General features: G+C 44.0%; 13 protein-coding genes. 8 read left to right on the top strand and 5 right to left on the bottom strand.

Annotated features, from left to right (window positions below):
- Positions 1-100: 100 nt before the first annotated feature.
- Both ABIB39_RS13225 and ABIB39_RS13220 read right to left on the bottom strand, forming a co-directional pair.
- Complete coding sequence (locus ABIB39_RS13225) at positions 101-556, bottom strand: DUF4268 domain-containing protein (protein WP_354430627.1); 456 nt, start codon at positions 554-556, stop codon at positions 101-103.
- A 3-nt stretch (positions 557-559) separates the two neighbouring features.
- Complete coding sequence (locus tag ABIB39_RS13220; RefSeq protein ID WP_354430626.1) at positions 560-2,713, bottom strand: glycoside hydrolase family 3 C-terminal domain-containing protein; 2,154 nt, start codon at positions 2,711-2,713, stop codon at positions 560-562.
- 127 nt (positions 2,714-2,840) lie between these two features.
- Between ABIB39_RS13220 and ABIB39_RS13215 the strand changes: the two genes are divergently transcribed.
- Positions 2,841-4,364, top strand: coding sequence for an alpha-L-fucosidase (locus ABIB39_RS13215; protein ID WP_354430625.1), 1,524 nt, complete (start codon positions 2,841-2,843; stop codon positions 4,362-4,364).
- Between the two features lies 1 nt (position 4,365).
- Positions 4,366-5,262: an SMP-30/gluconolactonase/LRE family protein gene (locus ABIB39_RS13210; protein WP_354430624.1), complete on the top strand. Its 897-nt coding sequence runs from the start codon at positions 4,366-4,368 to the stop codon at positions 5,260-5,262.
- An 11-nt stretch (positions 5,263-5,273) separates the two neighbouring features.
- Here the strand turns inward: ABIB39_RS13210 and ABIB39_RS13205 are convergent, their stop codons facing one another.
- Positions 5,274-6,449 carry a glycosyltransferase family 2 protein gene (locus ABIB39_RS13205; RefSeq protein ID WP_354430623.1) on the bottom strand — a complete coding sequence of 392 codons (1,176 nt, stop codon included), beginning with the start codon at positions 6,447-6,449 and terminating at the stop codon, positions 5,274-5,276.
- A complete protein-coding gene (locus ABIB39_RS13200; protein WP_354430622.1) occupies positions 6,446-7,369 on the bottom strand; it encodes a glycosyltransferase family 2 protein in 924 nt (307 codons plus the stop codon). The genes ABIB39_RS13205 and ABIB39_RS13200 overlap by 4 nt, the downstream gene beginning before the upstream one ends.
- 71 nt (positions 7,370-7,440) lie before the next feature.
- Here ABIB39_RS13200 and ABIB39_RS13195 point away from each other — a divergent pair, with 71 nt between their 5' ends.
- The 4 genes from ABIB39_RS13195 (at position 7,441) to ABIB39_RS13180 (ending at position 10,162) form a co-directional block, all read left to right on the top strand.
- Positions 7,441-7,899, top strand: coding sequence for a hypothetical protein (locus ABIB39_RS13195; RefSeq protein WP_354430621.1), 459 nt, complete (start codon positions 7,441-7,443; stop codon positions 7,897-7,899).
- A 181-nt stretch (positions 7,900-8,080) separates the two neighbouring features.
- The gene (locus ABIB39_RS13190) at positions 8,081-8,986 is read left to right on the top strand and encodes an NAD(P)/FAD-dependent oxidoreductase (protein WP_354430620.1); all 906 of its coding nucleotides are present in this window, start codon (positions 8,081-8,083) and stop codon (positions 8,984-8,986) included.
- A gap of 54 nt (positions 8,987-9,040) precedes the next feature.
- Positions 9,041-9,505: a helix-turn-helix transcriptional regulator gene (locus ABIB39_RS13185; RefSeq protein ID WP_354430619.1), complete on the top strand. Its 465-nt coding sequence runs from the start codon at positions 9,041-9,043 to the stop codon at positions 9,503-9,505.
- A 114-nt stretch (positions 9,506-9,619) separates the two neighbouring features.
- Positions 9,620-10,162 carry a DUF4199 domain-containing protein gene (locus ABIB39_RS13180; protein ID WP_354430618.1) on the top strand — a complete coding sequence of 181 codons (543 nt, stop codon included), beginning with the start codon at positions 9,620-9,622 and terminating at the stop codon, positions 10,160-10,162.
- A gap of 84 nt (positions 10,163-10,246) precedes the next feature.
- On the opposite strand, the gene ABIB39_RS13175 is transcribed toward ABIB39_RS13180, so the two are convergent.
- A complete protein-coding gene (locus tag ABIB39_RS13175) occupies positions 10,247-11,227 on the bottom strand; it encodes a phytanoyl-CoA dioxygenase family protein (RefSeq protein WP_354430617.1) in 981 nt (326 codons plus the stop codon).
- Between the two features lie 130 nt (positions 11,228-11,357).
- Between ABIB39_RS13175 and ABIB39_RS13170 the strand changes: the two genes are divergently transcribed.
- Both ABIB39_RS13170 and ABIB39_RS13165 read left to right on the top strand, forming a co-directional pair.
- Positions 11,358-12,209: a helix-turn-helix domain-containing protein gene (locus tag ABIB39_RS13170; RefSeq protein ID WP_354430616.1), complete on the top strand. Its 852-nt coding sequence runs from the start codon at positions 11,358-11,360 to the stop codon at positions 12,207-12,209.
- A 130-nt stretch (positions 12,210-12,339) separates the two neighbouring features.
- Positions 12,340-14,292, top strand: a complete 1,953-nt coding sequence (locus tag ABIB39_RS13165) for a glycoside hydrolase family 97 protein (RefSeq protein WP_354430615.1) — start codon at positions 12,340-12,342, stop codon at positions 14,290-14,292.
- Positions 14,293-14,334 lie beyond the last annotated feature (42 nt).

Here is a 14,334-nt window from a genome sequence, read left to right as displayed (position 1 = left end):
GCAAAATTGTTTGAACTCAAATTTATGAATTAAAGAATTTTGGAAAAGCAAATTCTAATAATTTCTCACATTCTGAAAATTCGAGTTCAGACAAACTTTCTTACACCTCAAACGCCACTTTCACATCGCTCCAAAACTCATCCAGCGCGATTATTCGGGGTTTAAAAAAGGAGATAAGCGTGGGCCAGTTATCCTTTTGAAAAATATTTACGGGCGAAATCTCGGTATAAATGCGGCTGATGGTTTTGCCGTAATCATCAGTAGTATGCAGCTGCCATTGCCATTCTTCGCCCAAGGTACTGTGCAACATGGTTTTATACGAACCAAATTGCTCAAAAAAGAGTTGCTGTAATTCGATATCCGGATGGGATATTTCTATTGCAATCGAGGCCGTGTTTTTGTCGGCCTGCATCTTAAAAAAAATATTCTTAACGCCAGTTTTATAATTGATCCAGTTGGTGCGCAAGCCCTCGCCCGATAGTACCGGGGCCATGTATTGCCCAAACGCCGTCCAAAATGCTTGCTTTAACTGTGATGCCTGATCTTTCGAGTACATTATTTACAGTTTAACAATAAACGGCAAAGATAACTTCTCGTCCTGCGAATTACTGCCCAACACCAGTTTGTATTCGCCGGGATACACTTTCCATTTGTGGGTTACCATGTCCCATTTCTGTAGTTCTTTAACGGGGATATTGATACTCACTGTTTGTTCCGACCCCTTTGCTATGCTTACCCGTTTAAAGCTTTTTAGTTCCTTGAAGGGCATGCGGTTTACCTGCGGATACTGAATGTAGGCCTGCACAACCTCGTCCCCATTAAAATTTCCGGTGTTTCTAATATTTACGCTAATGCTGATACTATCTGCAGGTGCATAACTGCTTTTAAGTTTAACTGCGTGGGTGTAGCCAAAACTGGTATAGCTCAATCCAAACCCAAACGGGTATTGCACCGGGCCGCTGTAGTACCTATAGGTGCGGCCTTTCATGTTATAATCCTTATAATCGGGCAGGTTGCTTAGCGCTTTGTAAAACGTAACAGGTAGATGCCCGGATGGCGATACGTCGCCAAAAATTATATCTGCTAAAGCGTTGCCGCCTTGCTCGCCGGGGTACCAGGCTAAAATTATGGCGTCGGCATACGGGGCGATTGCTTCAATATCCACATCGCTGCCCGCGGTTATTACGGCGATGATGGGTTTATTCACCTCTTTACGCAGTTTTTTTAAGTAAGCGATGTGGCTTGCAGGGAGGCTAATGTTAAGCCTATCGCCGCCGCCCTCCGCTAAAAATGCGTCGCCCTCTTCGCCCTCGTTAACCGGAGAAAGGCCAAGCACTGCTACGGTAACATCGCTGTTTTGGGCAGCCCATACGCCGCCGAAACGGGTGGTGTCTTTACTATCTGCACCAAGGTCATACTCCACCCGTGTGCCCGGGCCAACGGCGGCTATGATACCCTCCACAAAGTTGATCACCTTGCTAACGCCGTGATAATTGCCTACCATGGCATCGTAAGAGGTTGCATTAGGCCCAACAACTGTAATAGCACTGTATTTGCTTTTGCTTAGTGGCAGCAGGTTATTGTTGTTCTTTAGCATCACCATGCTTTGCTGCGCCACTTTGCGGGCAAGGTTTATGTGTGTGGTGTTGTGCACGCTATCCGCGCCGTAAGCCTGATAAGGGTTCAGGGTACGGTCGTCATAAAAGCCCAGCTTAAATTCGGTACGCAATATGGCCGACAGTGCTTTATTCACGTCGCTTACTTTTAGCAAATTCATTTTTACGGCCTTCAACACTTCCGATTGCAGCATGGTGGAGCAATCCAGGTCTACGCCTGCTTTTATCGCAGCCGCAGCTACATGCACGGCATCGGGCATGGTTTTATGGCGCAGGTAAATATCATCAAGAGCCCAGCAATCGGTAACCACGTGGCCTTTAAAAGCCCATTCTTTAAGCAGGATGTTGCTTAGCAAGGTATTGCTTGTACAGCATGGTTCGCCGTTTACGCGATTGTATGCACACATTACACTCTCCACACCACCATCAACCAAATATTTAAAGGCATACAGGTAAGTTTCGCGCAAATCTTTTTCATCAATTACCGCATTAAACTCGTGCCTGCCTGCTTCCGGTCCGCTGTGTACGGCGTAATGTTTAGCTGTAGCGCTGGTTTTAAGGTAACGCGGATCGTCTCCCTGTAAACCTTTTACAAAAGCGTTTCCCATGCGCGAGGTAAGGAACGGGTCTTCGCCGTAAGTTTCTTGTCCCCGGCCCCAGCGCGGGTCGCGGAAGATATTGATATTGGGTGTCCAAAAAGTTAAACCCATATACTGCAGGTGCCTGTCTTGAGCAATAGCAAGATTATATTTGGCGCGCGCTTCAGTAGATATTACGGTAGATACCTGTTTCAGCAGATCGTCGTTAAACGTGGCTGCCATGCCAATTGCTTGAGGGAATATGGTCGCTTCGCCTGCGCGGGCAACACCATGTAAACCTTCGTTCCACCAGTTATAAGCGGGGATGCCCAAACGGGGAACTGCTTTGCTGCTGTAACCCAAAAGGGAGATCTTTTCTTCGAGCGTTAAGCGCGATACCAGGTCTTTCACGCGCTTATCCAAAGGTTGTTTATTGTCTTTATAAATGATGTTTTGCTGCGCAAACGAGATCATCGGCACAAATAATACCAGGTACAGGTAAGTAAAATGAGTTTTCATAGGCGGTATGATCACGGAGGGCTAACATAAAAGAAATAGCCCGCTCTGCCAATTATTTTATCTGTAAATGTTACTTTAGCAATGTGGGATTTAGGAATTTCAGTTTCGGATTTATACACCTCTTACCATGAAAAATTTATTGTTGTTGTTATTGCTGGTTTCATTAAAGCTTGGCGCATTTGCACAACCAGCCCCAAAGCCATACGGCCCGTTGCCAACTCAAGGTCAGCTAAACTGGCAGGAAACAGGCATGTATTGCATTATCCACTGGGGGGTAGATACCTATACCGACAAGGAGTGGGGCTATGGCGATGAAGATCCCAAACTTATTAATCCGTCAAACTTTAGCGCAATGCAAATAGTGGCCGCGGCCCAAGCAGGAGGGTTTAAAGGCATTGTTGTGGTTGCTAAGCACCACGATGGTTTTTGCCTTTGGCCAACAAAAACTACCGAACATAACATCAGAAAAAGCCCATATAAAAATGGCAAAGGCGATATTTTGCGCGAGTACCGCGAGGCGTGCGATAAACTGGGCATGAAGATGGGCGTTTACTGCTCGCCATGGGACAGGAACAGTCCGCTTTACGGCAGCCCGGAATATGTTACCAAAGTTTACCGCGAGCAGCTGAAAGAATTGTACAGTAATTATGGGCCGTTGTTTATTTCCTGGCATGATGGCGCCAATGGTGGCGATGGCTTTTATGGCGGCGCGCGCCAGGAACGTAAGATAGACCGATCTAACTATTATGGGTGGGACGAAACCTGGGGCATCACCCGTAAAATGCAACCTAACGCGGTGATCTTTGGCGATGTTGGCCCGGATGTACGCTGGGTTGGTAACGAACGCGGACAAGCAGGTGAAACGAGTTGGGCTACCTACACCCCACACGCCCCCGACGAGAGGAAGAAACCCGGTAACGGTTATGTGAAAGATTACGAAGGCACGGAAGGCCACCGGGATGGAAAGTTTTGGATGCCTGCTGAGTGCGATGTGTCGCTTAGGCCGGGATGGTTTTACCACAAACGGCAGGATGACTCGGTAAAGACACCGCAGGCTTTGTTGAACCTCTATTATCAAAGTGTTGGCCGTGGTGCAGCTTTAGACCTTGGATTATCTCCCGACAGGACCGGGCAACTTTACAATAACGATGTTAACTCGCTTAAGGCATTTGGCGACATATTGAAAAAAACATTTGCAGTTAATCTGGCTAAAGGCGCAACGCTTACCGCCAGCAATATCCGTGGCAATAATAAACGTAAATACGGCGCGGCAAACCTGCTGGATGCTAACCGTTACAGCTACTGGGCTAGCGATGATAAAGTAAAAACACCGGAGTTGGTGATCGACATGCGTCAGCCCAGAACTTTTAATGTGATACGCCTTCGCGAGAACATCAAATTGGGCCAGCGGATAGATGAAGTTGCGGTTGATGCCTGGCAGGAGGGTAAATGGGAGGAGATAGCAAAAGCCACCAGCATTGGCGGCAACAGGCTGATCCGGTTGCCAAACAATGTATTAGCAAGTAAGGTTAGGCTGCGGATCACCAAGGCAAAAGTTTGTATTGCGCTGAGCGATTTCGGGCTTTACAGAGAGCCTAAATTAAACGGTATGGAAACGTTAATGGACAATTCAAATGGCAGTAAATTTTAAGATGAAATACAGATATGTATTAATCGCTTCAAGTATTATTTCCGTCTTTTCCGGGTCGGTGTTTGGCCAAAAAAGGCCGCTTTTTGATACAAACGCAAAGCCTCAATTGATCTCCAATCAATTTGCCTTTACTGAAGGCCCTGCCGTAGATAAAGCAGGAAATATTTTTTTTACCGATCAGCCTAATAACAAGATCTGGAAGTATGGTATCGATGGCAAGCTCTCCGTTTTTATGGACAGCGCCGGGCGGCCGAACGGAACATATTTCGACAGCAAAGCTAACTTGGTTGCCTGTGCAGATGAACATAATCAGCTTTGGCAAATATCGCCCGATAAAATAGTTAAAGTGCTTTTGAAAGACTATGAAGGCAAGTTGTTTAATGGCCCTAACGATCTTTGGGTAGACAAACACGATAACATCTATTTCACCGACCCATATTACCAACGCGATTACTGGACCCGCACCAAACCAGATTTTACTGCCAGGATGGTTTTTGTGCTGATGAAGGGCAAAAGTAAACCAATGGTTTTAGATAGCATGGTTAGGCCGAATGGCATTGTCGGCACCCCCGATGGTAAATACATTTATGTATCAGACATTGGCGATAGCAAAATTTATAAGTATGATGTTAAACCAGATGGCGGCATCATCAATCGTCAATTATTTATAGCGAACGCGAGCGCCGATGGCATAACGCTTGATGAGCAGGGTAACTTATACCTGGCAGGCAAGGGAATAACTATTATTAACCCGCAAGGCATTCAAATAGCCCACATCGATATCCCCGAGCCCTGGAGCGCTAATGTCTGTTTTGGTGGGAAGGATAGGCGGACGTTGTTTATAACAGCATCTAAAGCTATTTATGTTATGCGGATGAATGCCAAGGGAGTGGAGTAACCTAATCGCGATTACATTTTCCTTTGCGCTTTTTCCCAAACAGCGCTTTGTTTTTTGGTGAAATAACGGATTATACCTGCCATTACCGCGTAGTTCATCACACAAAAGTAGTAGGGGATAAAGAGGGCTTTGATACGGATGTGGCGTTTTTCCATCACATAACCTAATAGGGAAAGTGAATAAAAAACAACCTGCCCGGCAAATAGTAATGTGTAAATAACCCCATCGCCGGCAAAGGCTGTGGCGAAATTGGTTATGAAAGCCAGTATCAAAAAGAACGGCGTAACCGTCCACCGTAAAACCCGGTGACTTACATATTGAAAAGATAATATTGGAAATTTGAACGGCAAAAGCAAGCTCTTCAACCTTACGATCGATTGGATACCACCCGCCGCAATGCGGATCTTGCGTTTCAATTCTTCGGCTACGTTTTCTGATGCGGTTTCCAAAGCATATGCCTCCGGCTCGTAAATAATGCGGTAACCCTGGCTGGCTATCAGCATCGATATCATAAAGTCGTCCAGCACGGTATCAGCAGGTACATCCTGGTAAAGGTTACGGCGTACGCTGAACAACTCGCCTGCGGCACCAACAACCGAGTATAGTTCCGAATCCCATTTCTTAAGGGCAGATTCGTACTTCCAATAAAAGCCTTCTCCTGCCGCGCTGGCATCGGCACTTTGGTCAATCTGTACGCGCTTTTCGCCGGCTACGGCACCAACGGTTTTATCGCTGTAATGGCGGCAAATGCGTGTAATGGCTTCGGCATTCAAAAATGTATTGGCATCGGTAAACACCACAACTTCGGTATCAACGTACTCCATAGCGCGATGTACCGCGGCAATTTTACCGGCACGCCCCGGGCGGTGGAGTAATTGGATCTGTGGGTGTTGGCTAATGATCTCCGCTGTATTATCCGACGATCCATCTGTAACAAAAATAAACTTCAGTTTGCCTTCGGGATATTTCAATTGCAGGGTATTGGCAATTTTCGCCGCTATAAAATGCTCTTCGTTGTAGGCGGCAACTACCAATGTACAACTTGGCAGGGCCTCATCGCTAACAACAGGCAACACAGGTTTGCCTTTAAATGTGCGTTTTATTTTGATGATAAAATACAACAGAAAACCATAACCCACAAAAGTGTAGGCAACAATAAAAAGGCTTATCCAAAGAGCAATTATCATGAAATTTTGTTAATGGTGTAGCCTAATTCGGTACTATTTTTACCGTGCGTCATGTTCCACCAAACGGCGCGGAACAGTAATAGTATAAAATTGTATCGCTTCTCTTTAATGTACCTCATAAGGTTACGCGGAACCACTAACAGCACAAAATAGATGTAAAAAACAAATGCCTTAAAGGCCGGAGCGTTATGGCGAATGAACAGGATACGGTTACGGTTCATAAAGTACTCTTTAACCGGACTGTTCTTACCAACCGTCATCGATTCTTTGTGGTAAATAACAGCATCGCCGCGTACCCAAGCTTGGTAGCCCGATTTGTTGATGCGTTCGCCCCAGTCAACCTCCTCGTAATAAATAAAGAAGTTATCGGCCATTAATCCGGCCTTTTCACATGTTTCTTTTTTCACCATCATCGCCCCGCCGTGGCAATAACCGGTTTGGCCAAGCAGATTATCATATTGGCCAAGATCTTTTTCGTTTTTACCAACCGCCTGGTTGCGGCAGGTGTAGTAATCTACCTGGGTAAAACCAACATATTGTATAATGCTACGATCGAAATCATAAACTAGTTTTGGTGAAATAATGCCAACTTCTGGATGGGTATCTAAAATATCAACCAATTTTTGAACAAGGCCGGGGCTAAATTCAGTATCGTTGTTAACTAAAAAGTAATAGTCGCCGGTGGCTTGTGCAATACCAATATTGTTACCGCCGGAGAAACCAAGGTTGGCTTCGCTCCGTATAAATCTAATGTCAGGATATTTGGCCGTCCACAAGGGGATAGGGTTTACCGTGCTGCCGTTATCAACCACAATTACTTCAAGATTTTCGTACGTATTGGTTTTGGCAATGGATGTCAAAAGCTCTTCGGTAATTTTATCCTGATTAAAATTTATGGTTACAACAGATACTCTTTTCATGTAGTATATTTATGGATATTTTTAATCCCATAATATTAATAAAAGTAAGCATTATATAAGTATTTAAAACTTTGAAAGGTAAACAAGTTATTACAGACGCCGAATTATTAGATGCTAAAGCAAATGAGTTGATAGCTTTACTTAAAAGCGGGGCGATTGATGCCGACCATGCGAAATTAATCCATCAGAAAATTAACAGGGCGTTTAAAGAAAGTGGTAATCTATCATCACGCCCTCAAAATGACCTGGAATTGCTGCTCTCGGCCCACCAGTTACAAAAAGATACACCAAAGCATCGTTTCGAATTTGAGGCGATAAAAAAATACCTGCTTGTTGTGATAGGGGCGGTGATGATAACCCTTGGCCTGGCCATGATCATAATGCCGGCACCGCCATATTTTGAGCTTTTTACTATATACCATTTTAACGCCAGTGATGGCGTCACCCTGATGGACCTGATAGCCCTTGTAATTGTATTTACAGGCATATATTTGCCACTAAGCGCGTTTTCTAAAAAGGTGGTTGCTTAACGCCGATTTCTTAAAATCATCAAGCTAATTATTGCAATCGGGTAACATTCGGTAAGGTTTTTAAATGCAACTTTGATGCAATAACATTTACAACATTGTTTTTTGTAGAAAGGTGCGACAGACAAAGCAATGGCAAAATTATAGTTTGTGGCATGCACTACTTTACGATAAGAAAATTACTATGAAGAATATTGAATTTGACGTTATAATAGTTGGGGGAAGTTTTGCGGGTTTATCTGCTGCATTGTCTTTAGGGCGGTCTGTAAGAAACGTCTTGGTGATAGATAGCGGTGAGCCCTGTAACAAGAAGGCTCCGGAATCTTATAACTTTTTAACCCAGGATGGTGAAACCCCTGCTGCCATAGCACTGAAAGCACGTAAGCAATTGGAATTTTATACCAGTGTTAAACTTTTGGCAGGCACCGCAAAAGCTGTGATACAAAAAGATAACTATTTTGAATTGACTACTGCCCTGGCAGAAACATTCACAGCTAAGAAGATCCTGTTCGCTACAGGGGTTAAAGACCTGATGCCAGACATCCCTGGCTTTGCTGACTGCTGGGGCAAGTCTATTATCCATTGCCCGTACTGCCATGGCTACGAAGTTTACCAGGAAAAACTGGCCGTGATTTCTAACGGAAACGATGGCTTTGAGTTTTCTAAATTGATAAGTAACTGGAGCCATGATTTGACCCTGGATACCAATGGCCCATCAACGCTTAACCACGGGCAAGAGCAGAAACTTAAGGACCATAACATTAACATCGTCCAAACAAAAATTGCAGCAATAAACTCTGTTAACGGCAACATTCAAACCATAGAATTTGTAGATGGTACATTACAGCCAATACAAGCTGTATTTGCGCGGGTTGCTTTTGAGCAGCATTGCAATATACTGGAGCAGTTAGGATGCGCCCTTACCGAACATGGGCATATCATGGTTGATGATTTTTATGCAACTACTGTTCCCGGTATATATGCCGCGGGCGATAACACTACCGCCATGCGTTCGGTAGCTGCCGCGGTTGCAGCGGGTAGTGCCGCCGGTGCACATATTAATAAATTACTTATTAGCGACGAATTTTAACTTCACTTTGATATTCGCTGTAAATTACCTTATTTTAAAGCCATAAATAGGGTTATGGCTTTAAGTTTTTGGATAAAGAACCGGTCTGTTTTACTGTACAGTGCATCGCTGGCTGCCTTATTGTTTTTAATAAAGTGGCTGGAGTGGCGTTTTATTATAGTCGATTATTCATTTGAGCTTTACGCGGGGGCAACAGCCTTTATCTTTACCCTATTGGGCGTTTGGTTGGCTTTAAAAATCGCCAAACCTAAAACATTGGTGGTAGAAAAGCATGTGCTTGTAAAAACCAACGATTTTGTATTTGACGCTGCCGCGCTTACCCGTCTTGGCCTTAGTAAACGCGAAATGGAAGTTTTGCAATTGATGGCCGATGGGCTAAGTAACCAGGATATTGCCGAAAAGTTATTTGTATCGCTTAATACCATCAAAACACATTCTTCGAAAGTGTTTGAAAAGCTTGAGGTCCAGCGCCGTACCCAGGCTGTTGATAAGGCTAAAAAACTGAACCTCATCCCATAAATACTACCGATACTTTAGTGTTAAAAGTGTTGTTTTTATCAAAATCACCCTAAAGTATGAGCTTAATTACAAAGCCTTACGCCACCTTTGAAGCATAAACTTTAAACACTTAAAATGAAAAAGAATGTAATTAAATTCGGTTTACTGTCTGGCGCTATTGTATCTATATGGATGCTTTTCAGTATGGGCTGGTGCCACAGCAGCGGCACCTACGAGGGCAACATGATAATAGGGTTTTCGTCTATGATCATTGCCTTTTCCCTAATGTTCCCCGCAGTAAAAGGCTATCGCGATAAGTACAATGGTGGCGTAATAAGTTTCGGTAATGCTTTTAAAATGGGGCTTTTAATAGCCTTGATAGGTTCCAGCATGTATGTTGTTTCGTGGATGATAGACTATTACTTTTTTATGCCCGATTTTATGGACAAGTTTGCTACGCAGCTTGTTAATAAGGCGCAGCATAGCGGAAAAAGTGCCACAGAAATAGCTGAGAAAATAGAGCAAGCAAATTCTATGAGAAGTGTTTATGATTCTGTTTTCGGCTTTATTATGTACACCTATCTCGAAATACTACCGGTAGGTATAATTGTTGCGCTGATAACGGCGCTTATATTAAAACGAAAAACAAGCACTGATGATGTAGCGGTGGCTGCATAGTTTACTGGTTATGCTTATACGTTATCGATACTATTTCAATGCAAAAACGCTCAGCATTTATACTGAGCGTTTTTGCATTTATAACTACCATTTATCCAGTCCCAATAGTTTTTTGCCCAGGGCCGATAGTTTTGCAACAGGGTTTTTCTTTTCGCGTTCCATGGGGTCGCCGGGGAAGGCATAGCCTTGCATGGCCTCACGGCTTTGCCAGCTGTTTATGCGCCATTGGCGCAATTCTTCGTTGTCTTCCTGCGCGGGCATCATTGATATATATTGCGCCACACGCACCTTGTTACCGCTGGTATTGGCGCGGATGCCATGTGGCTCAAGGCTGTTAAAAATCAGCAAGTCGCCAGCCTCCAGTTTAACCTTTTCTATATCAAAGCCTGTGGTATCTGGCTTGTAATGATCGCGGTTTTCGGGTTGGGTAAGTTTCCAGATATCATAGGTACGGTAAAGCTCGGGTACGCATTGGAAACCGCCCATGGTTTCGTCTGTTTGGTCTGCAAGGGCCAATACACCCTGCACGTTTTGTGGTTTGGTTTCCGGGTCGTAATCCCAATGGATGAAGCCTTTATATTCAAACCCCGGGCGCAGCGGGAAGTTTAGGTTTGCGCGATCTATAGTTACCCAAAGCTTTTCGGTTCCCCAAACATCGGCAAACGCCTGGTGCACTTTCTCCATCTGGCGGTTATCCCACATGTATTGGTGGTTGTAGATCTCTACCATGCCGGTATTGTTCAACTCGGCCATTTGCATTTGGGCATTTGGCTTTTTGTACCATGTCTCCATATCATTTTGGTCTTTACCTTCATATTCCCAAAGGTAATCGGCCATTTTTTCAACCTGTTCTTTAGGTACGGCGTTTTTGATGATCACGTAACCGTTAGTCACCCAAAATTTCCAATCGGCCTCGCTTAAAACCTGCAATGGTTTGCTGTTGCTGCGGTCGTTTAGTTTTATCTGGCTGCTTGTTGCGGTTGATGGGTTGCCGGGGACAACCTTATGCACTTCGTTAGCTTTTGCGCCCGTGGCCATTGCTGGTGTCATAGTTTCTGTTCTCATTTTTATTTATTGGTTTTGATAGAACAAAAGTAAGGTGGTAATTAAACACCGATATTCTGTACAATGACTAATATTTGCTCTGTATTGATATTTTAAGTAGATTTATTCCTTCGGTTAATGCAACGGGAAGATGAATAAGATCCAATTAGAGCGGGTAGACTTTGAACCAGGTAAGTCCTTTAAGCTATTTTCTCCGCGATTGCGTAACACTTTTCTGTGGCATTACCATCCGGAAATAGAGTTGGTATATGTTAAGGCTGATGCAGGTATCAGGCACGTGGGTACACATATCTCCACCTATACACAAAGCGACCTTGTTTTTATAGGCAGTAATATTCCGCATTTGAATTTTGACTATCGGCTAAGAAGCGACTATCACCAAATTGTGATCCAGCTGCGCACCGATTTTTTGGGCGAAGCCATCCGTATCTCTCCCGAGTTTGCAGCCATTCGCCAGCTATTTAAAAAAGCCGACAATGGGATTGCATTTACAGGCGAAACAAAGACGATTGTTGGTGAAAAATTGGCGAAATTAATTGAACTAAATTCCTATAAACAACTGATGGAACTGGTAGATATTTTTAACATATTAGCTCATGCATCAGATATAGAAATACTCAACACCGACCAAAGTAGCAAGGATTTTATTATTAAGGATAAAATCCGTATGGGGGCCATATATGAATACATAGACGCTAATTACCACCGGAAGCCAGATGTAAATGTGGTGGCTGCCAAAGTGCACCTCACTACCGCGGCCTTTTGCCGCTATTTTAAACGCCAAACTAATATGACGTTTACTGATTTTGTAAACCAGTATCGTATGGAGCGGGCCAAGAATTTATTGATGCAGGGAAAAAATATTACTGAAACCTGCTACGCCATCGGTTTCGAAAGTTTGTCTTATTTTAATAAGCTGTTCAATAAAATTGTTGGGCAAAACCCGTCAGGATTCAAGCGTAATTACTCCGGCAGGATTTAAGATGTATAGTGTTCTGGTTAATGTTTAAATTTACAAGTAAAAAATTTGTCGTAACAGGCCGGTTTGTGTAACTTAAACAATTGATAAACGTAAAACAGACATTATAATATTCCCTTTAATTCTCCAACTCTTGTCACACAAAAAATTCAAAACCGAATTTAAAAAGCTTGCGCTAATGATTGCAGCAGGGTCACTGTTTATAAATCAGGCGAATGCCCAAGCCGCTAAAAATGATTGGAAAGTTTACTCTCCTGATCATTCCCTGCAAATCAACCTGTCGTTAAAGGATGGTAAGCTAAGTTATAATGCCCAAATTGGAAGCACTGATGTTATCCGCGAATCTAAGCTTGGTATAGAAAGTGCTACCGAAAAATTTACGGTCGATTTGACTTTTTTGAACGAATTAACCCGTAAAATAAACGAGATCTACACACTCCCTACCGGAAAGTACCATGTTTACCATGCCACTGCTAACCAGGCAAGTATCACGTTTGCCAATAAAAATAAAAGCAAGGTAACTATTGATTTGAGAGCGTATAACGATGGGGTAGCGTTTCGTTACCGTTTTCCGGATACGGCCCGTGCTTTAACGTTAACCAAAGAGTTAACAGAATTTGCCGTGCCGGAGGCATCTGCATGGATGCAAGCATATGACCGCGACCCTGCTTATGAAAACGTTTTTAAGAATGGCATCCCAACGGGCACGGCATCTAAAGAGGATAGCGGGTGGGCGTTTCCCGCATTGTTCCATACAAAGGATAACTGGTTGCTTATATCTGAAAGCAATACAACGGCGGATAATGCCGCTATGCACCTGCAGCAAAACTGCGACAATGGGGTTTATAAAATAGACTTCCCATTGGCTACCCAAGGTTTGGGTGAGGGCAAGCAATACCCTGTTGCTAAAACACCGTTTGCTACCGCATGGCGGGTTATTATTGCCGGTAAAAGCACGGCAACGGTTGTACAGTCGGTATTGGTGAACCATCTGGCGCAGCCAAACGCGATAGGGGATATGGATTGGGTGGAACCCGGCCGCTCTTCATGGAGTTGGTGGAGCGACCACGCAAGCAGCCGCAACATCACCACCCTGAAACGCTTTGTAGACCTCGCTGCGAAAATGAAGTGGGAATACTCGTTAGTAGATGCCAATTGGAACATCCCTACAGAAGGTGGGACCATAGAGGACCTGGTGAAGTACGCCAAACAAAAAGATGTAAAGCTTACCCTTTGGTATAATTCTGGCGGGCCGCATAATAACGTGGGCGAGCAACCGCGCGACATAATGTTTAACCCCGCAACCCGCCAAGCCGAAATGAAAAAACTGCATGAATGGGGCGTAAAAGCCATCAAGGTAGATTTCTTCCAAAGCGATAAGCAAGACATCATCAAACAATACATCGATATTTTGAAGGACGCAGCCAAAGAAAAGATAATGGTAATATTCCACGGCAGCACCATGCAGCGCGGCTGGGCAAGAACTTATCCAAACTTGCTGTCGATGGAATCTGTACGTGGTGCAGAGAACTACGGCTGGTCTAACGATTTCGCTAAGGATGCTGCCGAGCTAAACAGCATTTATGTATTCACCCGCAACGTGGTTGGCTCTATGGATTATACGCCGGTTACTTTTTCAGACTCTCCCTGCTGCCCACATACCACCACTAACACACATGAGCTTGCTTTGAGCGTGATATTTGAATCGGGGATGATGCATTTTGCCGATAGCGATAAATCATACCTAAGCCAGGACAATGTAATAAAGGCGTTTCTGAGTGATGTGCCAAACACATGGGATGATACAAAACTGATACAGGGCGAGCCGGGTAAGGATGCTATCATTGCCCGTCGAAAAGGTAAAAACTGGTATATAGCCGGTATAAACGGCGAGAATACATCTAAAAATTACAACTTTAGCCTGCCATTCCTGTACAATAAAAACGTTTATCATGGCACGTTATTTACTGATGGCAACACGCCGCGTACAATTGTGCATACAGAGATTGTTGAGGAAAAGGATAACAAGGTTGCCATTACCATGATGCCTAAAGGAGGTTTTGTGTTGGAGTTAAAGCCGCAATAGTGGGCAATATTTACTTGAAAGCCTGCCTAAATAGCCTGCCTT

The organism is Mucilaginibacter sp. UYP27 (genome assembly GCF_040547175.1).
GTDB lineage: Bacteria > Bacteroidota > Bacteroidia > Sphingobacteriales > Sphingobacteriaceae > Mucilaginibacter.
This window is presented reverse-complemented; position numbering and strand designations above follow the sequence as displayed.

Coding starts and splice junctions, on each gene's coding strand:
- ABIB39_RS13190 (WP_354430620.1), top strand. CDS start 8,081: ATGAAGAATATTGAATTTGACGTTATAATAGTTGGGGGAAGTTTTGCG.
- ABIB39_RS13180 (WP_354430618.1), top strand. CDS start 9,620: ATGAAAAAGAATGTAATTAAATTCGGTTTACTGTCTGGCGCTATTGTA.
- ABIB39_RS13200 (WP_354430622.1), bottom strand. CDS start 7,369: ATGAAAAGAGTATCTGTTGTAACCATAAATTTTAATCAGGATAAAATT.
- ABIB39_RS13210 (WP_354430624.1), top strand. CDS start 4,366: ATGAAATACAGATATGTATTAATCGCTTCAAGTATTATTTCCGTCTTT.
- ABIB39_RS13225 (WP_354430627.1), bottom strand. CDS start 556: ATGTACTCGAAAGATCAGGCATCACAGTTAAAGCAAGCATTTTGGACG.
- ABIB39_RS13185 (WP_354430619.1), top strand. CDS start 9,041: ATGGCTTTAAGTTTTTGGATAAAGAACCGGTCTGTTTTACTGTACAGT.
- ABIB39_RS13175 (WP_354430617.1), bottom strand. CDS start 11,227: ATGAGAACAGAAACTATGACACCAGCAATGGCCACGGGCGCAAAAGCT.
- ABIB39_RS13205 (WP_354430623.1), bottom strand. CDS start 6,449: ATGATAATTGCTCTTTGGATAAGCCTTTTTATTGTTGCCTACACTTTT.
- ABIB39_RS13215 (WP_354430625.1), top strand. CDS start 2,841: ATGAAAAATTTATTGTTGTTGTTATTGCTGGTTTCATTAAAGCTTGGC.
- ABIB39_RS13220 (WP_354430626.1), bottom strand. CDS start 2,713: ATGAAAACTCATTTTACTTACCTGTACCTGGTATTATTTGTGCCGATG.
- ABIB39_RS13170 (WP_354430616.1), top strand. CDS start 11,358: ATGAATAAGATCCAATTAGAGCGGGTAGACTTTGAACCAGGTAAGTCC.